The organism is Oricola sp., from assembly GCF_022763245.1.
Lineage (GTDB): Bacteria > Pseudomonadota > Alphaproteobacteria > Rhizobiales > Rhizobiaceae > Oricola.
Genome location: NZ_JALEGV010000041.1, coordinates 207378 through 221092 on the forward strand (window position 1 = coordinate 207378; position 13715 = coordinate 221092).

The window sequence follows — 13715 nt, forward strand, 5'->3', positions numbered from 1 at the left end:
GAACGCCGGAACGATCATGAACAACCGACTGGTCACCATCGCCGAAATTGCCTTGGCCGGTGCCTTTGTCGGGTTCCTGATCGGACCGGACTCCCTGGATCAGTTCTTCGGCTGGACCTACTCCAACAGCGTCGCGTTCAACGTGGCCGCAGGAACCGCGATCGGCGTGGTTCTGGGGCTCGTCGCGGCGGTTATGCAACCACAGTCTGAGTGAGCGGACCCATGGCTGACGCATTCAAATTCGAACTGGTTTCTCCGGAACGTCTTCTGGTTTCCGAGGACGTTCTCGAGGTCGTCGTGCCGGGGCAGGAAGGCTATTTCACGGTCCTCGCCCAGCATGCGCCGGTGATGGCGACACTTCAGCCGGGCGTGGTCGAGGTGAAGAATGCCAGCGGACAGGCCGAGCGCTATTGCGTGTTCGGCGGCTTCATCGACATCATGCCGGATTCCTGCACCCTGCTCGCCGAATCGGCGGTCAATGTGAAGGATATCGACCGGGCCGAGATCGAGCAGCGCATCTCCGACGCGCGTGAAGACGTCTCCGACGCCAGGGACGACGAGGGCCGCGCCAAGGCGCAGATGTATCTCGACCAGCTGACCACGCTGCAGGGTGCAATCCTTCCGGCCTGAGGCCCGCAGCGCAAAGCAAATGACGACGGCTCGCGGTGACGCGGGCCGTTTTGCGTTTTCAGACGCCTTCGAACGCCTCGGCGTAGCGCACGTCGCCGCGATAGTCGGCAACGGCACCCGGCACCAGTTCCAGCGCCATGAAATGCGGCCCGGGATAGGGCGTTCCCACATGCTCCGCCAGGTCCGCCTTGAAGCCGAAACGGCCGTAATAGACCGGATCGCCGACCACGAAGATCGCATGCCAGTCTTCGTCACGCGCCTTGGCGATGGCGCGGTTGGTGAGTTCCGTGCCGATGAGGAAATCGCGCCACTCCGGATCGACGCCGAGCGGGGCGAGCGCCAGCGCCCGTTCAGGGCCAACGAGCCGGCTCAGCAGGACATGGCCGACGATCATGCCGTCGAGTTCCGCCACCATGGAGATGCACTCGAGCGGCCCGTCAAGCAACGCGTCGACCAGTTGGGCCTCTCCTTCGCCGCCGAATGCGCGGCGCTGAAGCGCAAGGATCGCGTAGCGGTCTTCCGGCTCGCATGGTCGAAACTTCGTCTTCTGCAAGATCACGGCTTATCCGCTCCTTCGGTTTCGCGCCGCCCGCTCGAGGGCGTCAGTCCTTCAACCCGATCAGTTCGCCCTGCAGCGCCAGCCCGACCGCAGCCTGCGCATGCAAAGCGGTCGTGTCGAACACGGGCAGGGGAGACGAATCGGCCGACACCAGCATGCCGATTTCCGTGCACCCGAGTATGACGGCCTCGCACCCAGACCACTTCAGGTGATCGATGATTTGCCGAAAACGGGCCGCGGACGTGTCGATCACGGTGCCGTGACACAGCTCATCGTAGATGATGCCGTGGATGTCGGCGCGTTCCTCCTCGTCGGGCACGACGACGTCGAAGTGATAGCGGCTTTCGAGGCGGTGACGGTAGAACCGCTCCTCCATGGTGAAGCGGGTGGCCAGAAGGCCGATCCTGGTGTGTCCGGCCCGCTGCAGCGCGTCGCCCGTCGGGTCGGCGATATGCAGCATCGGCAGGCCGGACCCTTCCTCGATCTCGTCGGCGAGCTTGTGCATGGTGTTGGTGGCGAGCACGAGGAACGACGCGCCGCCGGCCTTCAGCGAGCGTCCGGCCTCAACGAGGATCCGGGCGCATTCGCCCCATTTGCCGTCATGCTGGCACCGCTGGATGTGTTCGAAATCGACGGAGTGCATCAGGATCCGGGCGGAATGCAGGCCGCCGAGACTGCGGTTCGCCGCGCGGTTCATCTCGCGATAGTAGATCGCGGTCGATTCCCAGCTCATTCCGCCGAGCAGGCCGATCAGCATCATGACGCCTCCGGCCCGGCAAGATGGCTGAATACGCGCACGACCTCTTCATAGACGCCACGTTTGAAGGGAACGATCAACTCGGGCAGATCCGCCATCGGCAGCCAGGCCCACTCCTCGAATTCGCGCTCATGGCCGTCCGGCGGCGGGTCGATCTGGACCTCGCTCTCCAGGCCGGTGAAGCGAAAGGCGAACCATTTCTGGGTCTGGCCGCGATACTTCCCCTTCAGCCCGATGCCGATCATGTCTTCGGGCAGGTCGTAATTGATCCAGTCCGGCGCCTCGGCGATCAACTCGACCGACGCGATGCCGGTCTCCTCGTAGAGTTCCCGATACGCCGCCGGCAAGGGATCCTCGCCCTTGTCGATGCCGCCCTGGGGCATCTGCCAGAGCTTGGGATGGCCCGAATATTCGGTGTTGCCGTCCTTCGCCCGTTTGCCCGCCCAGACGAGGCCCCGATCGTTCAGCACCATGATGCCGACACAGGGCCGGTAGGGCAGGTCTTGCGCTTTGATCTTCTCTTTCCCCATGCTTCCCTCTATCGCGCCAGCGCCGAGATGCCGACGATCTCGAAGCCGCGTTTCTTGGCGCCGTTCGCCCAATCGGCGACGGCATCCACGGTCACTTCCAGCGCCGAACCGGTGCCGACGGCAAAGCCGTTCACCGCGGCGCGCTTTTCGAGCTCCTTCAGCCGATCGGTGATCGCGGCCGGATCGCGTGTCTCGTCCAACGTGACGTCTCCGGAGACATAAGGCACGTCGAGCGCGCTGGCGAGCGCCCCGAGTTTCTCGCCGCCGGCGGTTCCGTCGTTGAAATAGAGGAGGCCCCGCGCGCCGATCTCGCGCAGCACCGGCGCGATCGCGGCGTCGGCATTGCCGAACCGGCCGCCGAGATAATTCACGACACCGGTGTAGTTGGTGATCTGGGCGAGCGCCCAGCGCAGATTGTCCAGATTGGCCTCGGTGTCTGCCCCGACCGTCAGCGTGTGCGGACCCGGGTCGTTCGCCGGATAGCCGAAGGGTTCCATCGGCACCTGCAGGAGAAGTTCGTGGCCCTGCTTGCGTGCCTGCCGCATCCACCGCGTCAGGCTGTTGCCCTCGGGCGAGAATGCGAGCGTCACTTCCGGCGGCAATGCCTCCAGGGCGTGCAAGGTGCCCGACTGCGACAGGCCGAGCCCGCCGATCACGATGGCGATGCGCTTGCCGCCGGCCTCCGACCAGGGGCGGGCATAGATGTCCATCGGCCGCCGACCCTCGTCGGTGCGAACCGGCAAGGGCCCCCAGGCGCTGTCCTCGATCGCCCCGTCATCCGGCAGATGCGCGATCTGGGCCGGCTGCCCGACCGATGCGGCGGCGGGATCGCGGATCACGATCACCTTGGGCCCGCCTTCGGAGACGCGGCCCTCCGGCATTGTCGGATCGGGTTCTGCGCGCACCGTCTCGGTCTCCGGCTGCGCGGCGTCCCGGCGTGGCTCGGCATAGATCACCTCCACACCGGTGTCGTTGGCACGCTTCGGCGCGGACGCGGCCTCCGCGACGGCCGTTTGCGCGTTTGTCTCGGCGAGGCTGATTGACGCCGCGCGCGGCAGGGGAGCGCGCTCGAGAAAGGCGTAGGCGTTGAGCGTTGCGACGGTGGCGAAGATGGCGATGGCGGCGAAGGGAGCGCCGAAGGAGGGCTCTTTCCGGGGAGGGCGCGGGGATGACGAGCCCTTGCCGCCGGCAGGCTTCCTGCCGGTCTGTCCAAGGGGGGCGTTCAGGTCGGTCATCGTCGGGGTCCGCCGCGAATCAAAAAGGCCACCGGAAACGGTGGCCTTTGTAGCATGTGTCCTCGGCCCTTTGGCAACGCTGGCCGGATGCGGGTCCGGCTCAGTTCGGCAGCGCCGTGGCCGGGTCCGGCGGGAAGGCCGGGTCGGTCTTCTCGCCGCGGATCAGCGCGAGCGCGAAGGCGAGCTGATCGTCTTCCTCGGGATCCTTCGGCACATAGGCGATCGAGCCGGAGCCCTCTTCGTCTTCCTCGGCGCCGGTGATGTGGCCGCGCAAATCCGATTCGCCGCGCGACAGGTCACGGCCGAGCAGTTCCTCCGGAATGGTCTGGTTGACCTTGATGTCCGGCGTGATGCCCTTGCCCTGGATCGAGATGCCGGCCGGCGTGTAGTAGAGCGCCGTCGTCAGGCGCAGCGCGCCATTGTCGCCGAGCGGGATGATCGTCTGCACGGACCCCTTGCCGAAGGACTGGGTGCCGACCACGGTGGCGCGGCGGTGGTCCTGCAGGGCGCCGGCGACGATTTCCGATGCGCTCGCCGAGCCGCCATTGATCAGGACGATGACGGGCTTGCCGTTCGTCAGATCACCGGGACGGGCGGAATAGCGCCGCGTGTCGCGATCGTCGCGGCCGCGCGTGGAGACGACCAGACCCTTGTCCAGGAACGCGTCGGACACGTTGATCGCCTGGTCGAGCAGGCCGCCCGGATTGAGGCGCAGATCCAGCACGAAGCCCTTGAGCTTGTCCTCGCCGATTTCCTCGGTGAGCTTTTCGATGCCTTCCTGCAGGTTGTCGTAGGTCTGTTCGGTGAACGAGGTGACACGCAGGTAACCGACATCGCCCTCGGAGCGGAAGCGCACCGCCTGCATCTTGATGATGTCGCGGACGATCGTGATCGTCAGCGGCTTGTCGGCGCCCTCGCGCAGGATGGTCAGTTCGATCGGCGTGTTGACCGCGCCGCGCATGCGGTCGACGGCTTCTTCCAGCGACAGGCCGCGAACTTCCTCGCCGTCGATCTCGGCGATCAGGTCACCGGCGAGGACCCCGGCTTTTTCGGCCGGCGTGCCGTACATCGGCGTGATCACCTTGACGAGTTCGTCTTCCATGGTGACCTCGATGCCGAGCCCGCCGAACTCGCCCCGGGTCTGGGTGCGCATGTCGGCCGCGTCGTCGGCGTTGAGGAAGGACGAATGCGGATCAAGCGCGGTGAGCATGCCGTTGATGGCGCTCTCGATCAGCTCCTTGTCGCTCGGCTCTTCGACGTAATTGGCGCGAACCCGCTCGAAGATGTCGCCAAAGATCGAAAGCTGCTTGTAGGTGTCGCTTCCGGCGGCATTCGCCGGACCCACGCCATTGCCGGAGAATGCCAGCACTGAGGCGGCACCCATCAGGGCTCCCGCAAACAGCAACGATAATTTGCGCATCATGATCTCACGTCCTTCCGGATCCGGCATCTTCCCACCACGGGGCTGGGTCGACCGGCTCTTTGTTTCGCCTGAATTCTATATAGAGCGTCGGGTTCTCGTTTGCAGCAGCCGCAGCCGACACACTGGCCAAGTGAACCCTTCCCATCGTACCTATCGGCTCTCCGGCCAAAACGAACTGACCCTGCCCGACATCGATACGCTCCATTCCGGCGAGCACCACATGATAGTCGTCTCCGACATTCAGGATCAAGAGTTGTCCGTAGGACCGGAACGGTCCGGCATAGAGAACCCATCCGTCAGCCGGGGCGGTGACATAGGCGCCCGGCTCGGCATCGATCGTCTCTCCCTGCGCCCGGCTCCCGAGACCGTCATCATCGCCAAATGCGGTGATTGTACGGCCAATGACCGGTTTGGCGAGCTTGTTGCGCAATTCGGAGAACGCGAAGGCCGGGGTGATTCGCGCGGTGGAAAGGTCCTGGTTTTCAGCGCGTTCGCGTCCTTCTTCCGCCCGGCGCTCCGCATCCAGCCGCGCGGCTTCAGCGGCCTGGCGCGCGGACTGGATCTCCTTTTCGATCGAGGCGATCAGGTCCTGGAGCGTCGCCGCCTGGTTGGCGAGTTCGGCCGCGCGCTTCTGTTCGGTGGCGAGATCCTCGGCCCGGCGGCTTTCCAGCGCCTTCTTCTGATCAAGCAAAAGTGACAGCCGGGTCTGTTCTTCCTTCTGCTCTGTCATCGTCTGGCGCAATTCCTCGCGCTCGGCCCGGAAGGTTTCCGTGAGCCGGTTGAGTTCCCTCAGATCCGCGATCAGCACCAGCGTTTCCTCGCGCATGTCGGGCACGACGGCACTCAACAGGATGGAACTGCGAACCGAAGACAGCGCGTCCTCCGGTCGCACCAGGATGGCCGGCGGCGGATTGAGCCCCATGCGCTGCAGCGCCGCCAGCACCTCGGCCAGAAGCGCGCGGCGCTCGTGCAGGCTGATGCGCACCGCGTCCGCCCTACGCCCCGTGGAGACGAGCCGTTCCTCGAGATCGCGCACGTCGCCCGCGAGTTTCTTCTCCGTCTTGGCGGCCTGGATGACGGCGGTGTTCAGCGAGGCGCGATCCTTGCGGATGCGGGCGACCTCCTCTTCCAGCTCCCGGCTGCGCTGTTCGGAGATGGCGTGTTCGCGCAGGATTTCGGCGAGATCGCCGGCATTCTGTTCGAGGCTCACGGCCAGCGCGTCGGGATCCGTCAGGCCGCCGCTCTCCTGCGCACCCGCCGGCACCACGGCAAGGCCGGCGATCAGCATCAGGGCAAGACGGGAACGAAGGCGCATCGGGCGTCGGTTCGACGAATCGTTGGAAATCGGACGGCAACTCTAGCGGAGCGTGCCGGCAATGAAACCGGCAAAACCGGCCAGAACATGGCCTGGAGGCTCAATCGCGATGATAGGGATGGCCGGCAAGGATGGTGACGGCGCGGTAGAGCTGTTCGGCCAGCATGATGCGGGCAAGCTGATGCGGCCAGGTCAGTTCGCCGAAGGACAGCACGAGATCGGCGCGCTTGCGCAAATCCGGGTCGTGCCCGTCCGGTCCGCCGATGGCGAAGATCGCGCGGCTGGTTCCGCCGTCGCGCCAGCCGGCGATGCGGTCTGAGAAATCTCGCGACGAGAGCGATTTGCCGCGTTCGTCGAGCAGGACCAGCACGGTGGACGGTTCCTGCGCGAGGGCTGCGCAACGGGCGCTTTCCTCGGCCTTGCGTTGCGCTGCGGTCTGCGCGCGGCTCTCGGTGATTTCCGTCAGGCCGTCATAATCCAGGCCGAGCGCCCTGCCGGCCTTGGCCAGTCGGTCCGCATAACGCGACACAAGCTCAGCGTCAGGGCCGGATTTCATGCGGCCCACCGCAAATATGGTCAATCGCATCGCGCTTCAGAAGCGGGAGGGAGTACCCTTGACCCTAGTGAAGGGTGCCGGGGGCGTCCTCGGGCTCCTGCCAGATTTTCTCGAGCGCGTAGAAGTCGCGGACTTCCGGACGGAAGACATGCACGATCACGTCGCCGGCGTCGATCAGAACCCAGTCCGCAGCGGACAGGCCCTCGACCTTCGCGGTTCCCAGACCGGCTTCCTTCAACGCCCGCAGCAAATGATCCGCCACCGCGCCCACATGACGATGGGAACGGCCCGACGCGATCACCATGTAATCGGCCATCGCGGATTTGCCCTGGATGTTGATGGAGACGATGTCTTCGGCCTTGGAGTCGTCCAGACTTTCCATGACCAGTTCAAGTGCCCGGTCCGCGGCGTCTGTTTCGCCGATATCGGGCGTCGAAGGCGTGAGTTCGGCCTTCTTCAGAGTCGTTGTTCTCAAAGGTTTCCTTTCAGTTCGGAACAAACGAGGGGAAGTGATTCGACCTTCCCACACCACAAAGATAGTCACGCTGCCTTGACACTTTCAAGACAGGCCCGATCAACCTTTCTTAACGCCACGCCTGTCGCCGTTTCGGATCGCCGTCGAAGAGACCGGCGAACGGGGGCCGTGAAGGAAGGTCCAGGCCGGCGCGGACATCGAGGGCAGCAGCGCGGCGTCGCTCTCGTCGACGCGGGCATAGTCGAACGTCTTTGCCATCTTCGAGGAGAGATAGGAGAGCGTGGCACCCGGCCGGTCCACCACCGCGATGGGGAATGTGAGCGCGATGTCGCGCCAGCTCTGCCAGCGGTGGAAGCTCGCCAGATTGTCGGCGCCCATGATCCAGACGAAGCGCACCGCGGGATTGTAGCGGCGTATGACGGCGAGCGTGTCGGCGGTGAAGCGCACGTCGTGGCTCGCCTCGAAGGCGGTGACCTTGACGTGCGGATCGTGGTTGATCGCTTCCGACCACGCGATCCGGTCGGCCAGCGGCGGCAGGTCGGTGGTGTCCTTCAGCGGATTGCCGGGGGTGACCATCCACCAGAGCTGGTCGAGCTTCAGCCGGCGGATCGCCGTTTCCGTCACCAGCACATGGCCGTCATGCGGCGGGTTGAACGACCCGCCGAACAGGCCGACCGTCATGCCCGGCTCGACATGCGGCATACGCAGATATGTGCGGGCGACGCCCGGAAAGAGATCCGCGGTGTCGCTCATGATCTCCTCAGGGGCGCGTCTGGCCGTCGCCGCGCACGCGATACTTGAACGAGGTCAGCTGCTCCACGCCGACGGGACCGCGCGCATGCATCTTGCCGGTGGCGATGCCGATCTCCGCGCCCATGCCGAATTCGCCGCCGTCTGCGAACTGCGTCGAGGCGTTGTGCAGCAGGATGGCGCTGTCGATTTCCTCGAAGAAACGGGCGACGACGATCGGATCCTCGGCGATGACCGCCTCGGTGTGGTTCGACGAATAATGCCCGATATGGGCGATGGCGCCGTCGATCCCGTCCACCAGCGCGACCGAGATGATCGGCGCCAGATATTCCGTGCTCCAATCGGCCTCCACCGCCGGCGTCGCCTTCGGCCACATGCGGCAGACGTCGCCGTCGCCGCGGATCTCGCAGCCGGCCGCATCCAGCGCGTCGAGAACCGGCGCGAGGAGCGTGTCGGCGGCGGCGCGATCGACCAGCAGGGTCTCCGCGGACCCGCAGATGCCGGTGCGCCGCATCTTGGAATTGACCGTCACCGTCACCGCCATGTCGAGATCGGCGGACTTGTCGAGATAGACGTGCACCAGGCCTTCCAGATGCGCGAAGACCGGCACGCGCGCGTCCCTCTGCACGCGCTCGACGAGGCTGCGGCCGCCGCGCGGCACGATCACGTCGATGGTGCCGTCGAGACCCGCCAGCATCTCGCCGACGGCGGCGCGATCCGTCACCGGCACGAGCTGAATGGCGTCCTCCGGCAGCCCGGCCTTGCGCAGGCCTTCCTGCAGGCAGGCATGGATGGCGCCGGACGAATGGATGGAATCCGATCCGCCGCGCAGGATCACGGCATTGCCGGCCTTCAGGCAGAGCGCGCCGGCATCCGCAGTCACATTGGGCCGGCTTTCGTAGATCACGCCGATCACGCCGAGCGGCGTGCGCACGCGCTCGATGCGGAGCCCGTTCGGACGGTCCCAGGAGGCGATCACGCTGCCGACCGGATCTGCCAGATCGGCGATCGCGCGGATTCCGTCGGCCATGCCCTGAATGCGCTCCGCGGTCAGCTTCAGCCGGTCCTTGAAGGAATCGGTCAGGCCGCTTTCCTCGGCATTTTCCATGTCGATGGCATTGGCGGCGAGAATGTCGTCGCGGCCGGCCTCTATGGCCGCGGCCATCGCGATCAGGGAGGTGTGCTTGCGCTCGGCCGAGGCGATCGACAATGGGCCGCTGGCGGCTTTCGCGCGCGTTCCCATGTCCGCCATCAGGGCGGCGATGTCGTCACTCGTGATTTCAGCCTTGGTCAGCATTGGCTCAAGTCCTTTCCGCAAGGCGTTTCTTTACCCGCGCGCGCTGCGAAGGGCAATCCGGCGGCGGTCTGCGGCGCCGGTCAGGTTTTCACCACCATGTCGTCGCGATGGATCATGGCCGCGCGGGGCTCGTGGCCGAGAATGACCTCGATTTCCGACGTCCGGCGTCCGGTGATGCGGACCGCCTCGTCGGAATCGTAACCGGCCAGGCCGCGGGCGATTTCCGTGTCGGTTCCGTCCAGCACGACCGCCAGCGTGTCGCCGCGCTGGAACGCGCCCTCGACGCGCCGCACACCGGCGGGCAACAGGCTCTTGCCGGATTGCAGCGCGCGGGCCGCGCCTGCGTCCACGACGAGCCGGCCCTGCGGCTCCAGCTGGCCGGCGATCCAGCTCTTCCAGGCGGAGACCGGCGCCTTGGCGGCGTGAAAGAGAGAGCACGTCGCGCCGTCGTCGAGCGCGCCGAGCGGATGCTCGATCGTGCCCTTGGTGATGATCATCGCCGTGCCGGCCTGGGTCGCGATCTTGGCGGCCTCGACCTTGGTGCGCATGCCGCCGCGCGACAGTTCCGACGCCGCTTCGCCCGCCATCGCCTCGATCGCCGGCGTGATCGCCTCGATCTCCGGCAGGTGCCGGGCCTCCGGATCGACGGCCGGCGAGGCGGTATAGAGCCCGTCGACGTCCGACAGGATGATCAGGAGATCGGCATTCATCATCGTCGCCACGCGCGCGGCAAGCCGGTCATTGTCGCCGTAGCGGATTTCCGACGTGGCCACGGTGTCGTTTTCGTTGATCACTGGGACCGCGCCCATGCGCAACAATGCCCCGATCGTCGCGCGGGCATTGAGGTAGCGGCGGCGCGATTCCGTGTCGTCGATCGTCACCAGAACCTGGCCCGTCGTGATGGTTTCGGCGTCCAGCGCTTCCGACCAGGCCCGCGCCAGCGCGATCTGGCCGACGGCGGCGGCGGCCTGGCTTTCCTCAAGCCGCAACGAGCCGGAGCGCATGTCGAGTACGGTGCGACCCATCGCGACGGCGCCCGACGAGACCACAAGCACTTCATGCCCGCGGCCGCGCAACCCGGCGATGTCGCGCGCCAGGCTCGTCAGCCAGGCCCGCTTCAGGCCCGATGCGCGATCGACCAGCAGCGCGGAACCGATCTTGACGACGATGCGCTTGTAGGCGGAGAGGCGACCGGTCATCGCGTCAGCCCTGCCAGCGCGGATCGATCTCGTCCGGCGTGGCGGCGAGCCGCGCGTCCTCGATCCGCGACATCAGGGCGCGCAGCACCTCGTCGAGCCCGTCGCGGCTGACCGACGAAAACGGCAGGGCCTGCTGCCCCGATGCCGCTTCCAGTTCGGATGCCTTTTCGGCCAGCGTCTTGGCGTCGACCGCGTCGATCTGCGACAGGGCGACGATTTCCGGCTTCTCGGCCAGGCCGTGCCCATAGGCTTCCAGCTCGCCGCGGACCGTGCGGTAGGCCTTGCCGACATCGTCCTCCAGCACGGAGACCAGATGCAGCATCACATTGGTGCGTTCGACATGGCCCAGGAACCGGTCGCCGATGCCGACGCCCTGATGCGCGCCTTCGATCAGGCCCGGAATGTCGGCCAGCACGAATTCGCGCGCGTCGATGCGCACGACGCCGAGATTGGGGTGCAAAGTCGTGAACGGATAGTCCGCGATCTTCGGCTTCGCCGCGGTGACGCTCGCCAGCAGCGTCGACTTTCCGGCATTGGGCAGGCCGACCAGACCGGCGTCGGCGATCAGCTTCAACCGCAGGAAGATCGTGCGCTCCCGGCCTTCCAGCCCGGGATTGGCGCGGCGCGGCGCCTGGTTGGTCGAAGACTTGAAATGAGCGTTGCCGAACCCGCCATTGCCGCCCTTGGCGAGCAGGAAGCGCTGCCCTTCCTCGGTCAGGTCGCAGATCAACGTCTCGTTGTCTTCCTCGTAGATCTGCGTGCCGACCGGCACTTTCAGCGTCACGTCGGGGCCCTTGGCGCCGGTCCGGTTCTTGCCCATGCCGTGCATGCCGGTCTTGGCCTTGAAATGCTGCTGGTAGCGGTAGTCGATCAGCGTGTTCAGACCTTCCACCGCCTCGGCCCACACATCGCCGCCGCGACCGCCGTCGCCGCCGTCGGGGCCGCCGAATTCGATATATTTTTCGCGGCGGAACGAGACGGCGCCGCCGCCGCCGTCGCCGGATCGGATATAGACCTTCGCCTGATCGAGGAATTTCATGGTTCTGTTATCTGCCTGGTCCAAGTTCGCGTTGCTCTATCGCAAAGAGGCGATGAGCGCGAGGTAGAATTCGGGGAATGACATGGCCTTCACGGTTGTCACATACAATATTCAATACGGCATCGGGCTGGACGGGGCCTATGATCTTCAACGCATCGTCGATGCGGTGAAGGAGGCCGACATCATCGCCCTGCAGGAAGTCACGCGCGGCTTCATGCGCAATGACGGCCGCGACATGGTCGCCGAAATCGAAGCCCTGCTGCCGGACCGCTTCGCCGTCCACCACATGCCCGCCGATGTCGATTTCGGCAGCGCGGTGATTGACGGCAAGGCGATGCAGAACCGCTTCCAGTTCGGCAACATGATCCTGTCGCGCTGGCCGATCCTGTCGGCACGCGGCCATCTCCTGCCGCGTTTCCTGCGCAATTCGTCGCTCAACCTGCAGCGCGGCGCGCTCGAGGCCCTGATCGTCACGCCGTCCGGCCCGCTGCGTTTCTACTCCGTCCATCTCGATCACATCGATCCGCAGGAACGGCTCGAGCAGATCGCGGCGCTCAAGGAGATCGCCTTCGCCGCGCCGCATAGCGGCCTCGCCGTCACCGGGCTGGCCGAATACGGGTTCCCCGAACTTCCGCAAGCGGAGGATTTCGTCCTGCTCGGCGACTTCAACCTGGAGCCCGATCTCGACGAATATCGCGACATGCTCGTCGAAAACGGCCACCTCGTCGACGTTTCCGCCACCGACACCGGCTGGAGCTGGACCGACCCGAGCAACCGCGACCTGGTCAAGCGCCTCGATTACGGCTTCGCGACACAGGGCTTTGCGGATCGTGTCAGCGACGCGCGGGTGGACCGTGAAGCCGAAGGCTCCGACCACATGCCCGTCTGGCTTCACCTCGGCGATTAGGCGGCGTGCCGCTCCAGGTCGTCAGCGTTCCTTGCGGGCGAACCAGCTTGCGCGGTTGAGCGTGTAGCGCTCGACCGGCACGCGGCCGGCGCTGACCGTGTCGATCTCGTCCAGCCCGATGAAGGTGAAGCCGCATTTGACGAGCACGTTGCGCGACGCCGGATTGACCGTGCGGCAGACCGCATGAACCACCTCGGCGCCGGTCGACCGGAACGCCTGGTCGATCACGGCATTCGCCGCCTCCGTGGCGTAGCCGAGGCCCCAATAGGCCTCGCCGAGCCAGAAGCCGATCTCGAACCCGCCGCTGCGCTGGCGCAGTTCCAGGCCGGTGAAGCCGATCAGGTGGCCGGTATCGGCAAGGGTGACCGCGTAGATGTAGCCGTCATGCTCGCCGTCGACGCAGCGCGCGAGGAACTCCTGCGCGTCGCTCATCCGGTAGGGAAACGGCATGCGCGACGTCATCTCGGTGATCTGGCGGTTGTTGGCGATTGCCGCCAATTCGTCGGCGTCGTCGCTATGCGGCGGACGCAGGACGAGCCGCTCGGTCACGAGGACGGGCGTGTCGTAGGTCAGATCCGGCAATTCGGATTCGTGGAATCGCGGGGCTGTCTGGATCATCGGGTCCCTGCCTTGAATCGAAAAGGGAGATGGTGGCGTCCCATCTCCCTCTTGTCTTTCGGCCTTGCCGGTTCCGGGGTCTGAGACGCCGGACTATGGAGTTATCCGGCTTATTCCGCTGCTTCCTGAAGAGGCGTGACGGACACGTAGGTTCGGCCATTGGCCTTGGCTCGGAATTCCACCGCACCTTCGACCTTGGCGAAGATCGTGTGGTCCTTGCCGATGCCGACATTGACGCCCGGATGCCATTTGGTGCCGCGCTGGCGCACGATGATGTTGCCCGGAACGACGCGCTCGCCGCCGAACTTCTTCACGCCAAGACGTTTGGATTCCGATTCGCGACCGTTACGCGAAGAACCACCGGCTTTCTTGTGTGCCATTTTCTGTCTCCTGCCGCGCGTCCCCGCGCGTTTCCTTCCTTATGG

General features: G+C 65.7%; 17 protein-coding genes. 3 read left to right on the top strand and 14 right to left on the bottom strand.

Features of this window, described 5'->3' with window-relative positions; all coding sequences use genetic code 11:
- The first annotated feature begins 16 nt into the window (after positions 1 to 16).
- Together MRY80_RS21660 and MRY80_RS21665 are read left to right on the top strand one after the other, a co-directional pair.
- Positions 17 to 214, top strand: coding sequence for a hypothetical protein (locus MRY80_RS21660; protein WP_293293327.1), 198 nt, complete (start codon positions 17 to 19; stop codon positions 212 to 214).
- 8 nt (positions 215 to 222) lie between these two features.
- On the top strand, positions 223 to 630 hold the full coding sequence (locus MRY80_RS21665; RefSeq protein WP_293293328.1) for a F0F1 ATP synthase subunit epsilon: 408 nt from the start codon (positions 223 to 225) through the stop codon (positions 628 to 630).
- Positions 631 to 688: 58 nt separating this feature from the next.
- Here the strand turns inward: MRY80_RS21665 and MRY80_RS21670 are convergent, their stop codons facing one another.
- The 12 genes from MRY80_RS21670 to obgE all read right to left on the bottom strand — a co-directional run bounded on the left by MRY80_RS21670 (position 689) and on the right by obgE (position 11765).
- Positions 689 to 1183, bottom strand: coding sequence for an N-acetyltransferase (locus MRY80_RS21670; protein ID WP_293293329.1), 495 nt, complete (start codon positions 1181 to 1183; stop codon positions 689 to 691).
- A gap of 49 nt (positions 1184 to 1232) precedes the next feature.
- On the bottom strand, positions 1233 to 1949 hold the full coding sequence (locus MRY80_RS21675) for an aspartate/glutamate racemase family protein (RefSeq protein WP_293293330.1): 717 nt from the start codon (positions 1947 to 1949) through the stop codon (positions 1233 to 1235).
- Entirely contained in the window at positions 1946 to 2476 is a 531-nt protein-coding gene (locus MRY80_RS21680; RefSeq protein ID WP_293293331.1) for an RNA pyrophosphohydrolase, read from the bottom strand. Before MRY80_RS21680 ends, MRY80_RS21675 begins: the two co-directional genes overlap by 4 nt.
- 8 nt (positions 2477 to 2484) lie before the next feature.
- A complete protein-coding gene (locus MRY80_RS21685) occupies positions 2485 to 3711 on the bottom strand; it encodes a divergent polysaccharide deacetylase family protein (protein WP_293293332.1) in 1227 nt (408 codons plus the stop codon).
- A gap of 100 nt (positions 3712 to 3811) precedes the next feature.
- Positions 3812 to 5134 (bottom strand): S41 family peptidase, encoded by a 1323-nt coding sequence (locus MRY80_RS21690; RefSeq protein ID WP_293293333.1) that lies wholly within the window; start codon positions 5132 to 5134, stop codon positions 3812 to 3814.
- 4 nt (positions 5135 to 5138) lie between these two features.
- Complete coding sequence (locus tag MRY80_RS21695) at positions 5139 to 6449, bottom strand: peptidoglycan DD-metalloendopeptidase family protein (protein ID WP_293293334.1); 1311 nt, start codon at positions 6447 to 6449, stop codon at positions 5139 to 5141.
- A 100-nt stretch (positions 6450 to 6549) separates the two neighbouring features.
- A complete protein-coding gene (rlmH, locus tag MRY80_RS21700) occupies positions 6550 to 7035 on the bottom strand; it encodes a 23S rRNA (pseudouridine(1915)-N(3))-methyltransferase RlmH (RefSeq protein ID WP_293293335.1) in 486 nt (161 codons plus the stop codon).
- A gap of 34 nt (positions 7036 to 7069) precedes the next feature.
- Positions 7070 to 7387, bottom strand: a complete 318-nt coding sequence (gene rsfS, locus MRY80_RS21705) for a ribosome silencing factor (RefSeq protein WP_293294189.1) — start codon at positions 7385 to 7387, stop codon at positions 7070 to 7072.
- A 192-nt stretch (positions 7388 to 7579) separates the two neighbouring features.
- Positions 7580 to 8233 carry a nicotinate-nucleotide adenylyltransferase gene (locus tag MRY80_RS21710; RefSeq protein WP_293293336.1) on the bottom strand — a complete coding sequence of 218 codons (654 nt, stop codon included), beginning with the start codon at positions 8231 to 8233 and terminating at the stop codon, positions 7580 to 7582.
- A gap of 7 nt (positions 8234 to 8240) precedes the next feature.
- Complete coding sequence (locus MRY80_RS21715; RefSeq protein ID WP_293293337.1) at positions 8241 to 9527, bottom strand: glutamate-5-semialdehyde dehydrogenase; 1287 nt, start codon at positions 9525 to 9527, stop codon at positions 8241 to 8243.
- Positions 9528 to 9607: 80 nt separating this feature from the next.
- A complete protein-coding gene (gene proB / locus MRY80_RS21720) occupies positions 9608 to 10726 on the bottom strand; it encodes a glutamate 5-kinase (RefSeq protein ID WP_293293338.1) in 1119 nt (372 codons plus the stop codon).
- Positions 10727 to 10730: 4 nt separating this feature from the next.
- Positions 10731 to 11765 carry a GTPase ObgE gene (gene obgE / locus MRY80_RS21725; RefSeq protein ID WP_293293339.1) on the bottom strand — a complete coding sequence of 345 codons (1035 nt, stop codon included), beginning with the start codon at positions 11763 to 11765 and terminating at the stop codon, positions 10731 to 10733.
- Positions 11766 to 11847: 82 nt separating this feature from the next.
- On the opposite strand from obgE, the gene MRY80_RS21730 reads away from it, so the two are divergent.
- Positions 11848 to 12672, top strand: coding sequence for an endonuclease/exonuclease/phosphatase family protein (locus MRY80_RS21730; RefSeq protein ID WP_293293340.1), 825 nt, complete (start codon positions 11848 to 11850; stop codon positions 12670 to 12672).
- Positions 12673 to 12693: 21 nt separating this feature from the next.
- Here MRY80_RS21730 and MRY80_RS21735 read toward each other — a convergent pair whose 3' ends face one another.
- The gene (locus MRY80_RS21735; RefSeq protein WP_293293341.1) at positions 12694 to 13290 is read right to left on the bottom strand and encodes a GNAT family N-acetyltransferase; all 597 of its coding nucleotides are present in this window, start codon (positions 13288 to 13290) and stop codon (positions 12694 to 12696) included.
- 110 nt (positions 13291 to 13400) lie between these two features.
- Entirely contained in the window at positions 13401 to 13670 is a 270-nt protein-coding gene (rpmA, locus tag MRY80_RS21740) for a 50S ribosomal protein L27 (RefSeq protein WP_293293342.1), read from the bottom strand.
- Positions 13671 to 13715: the final 45 nt, after the last annotated feature.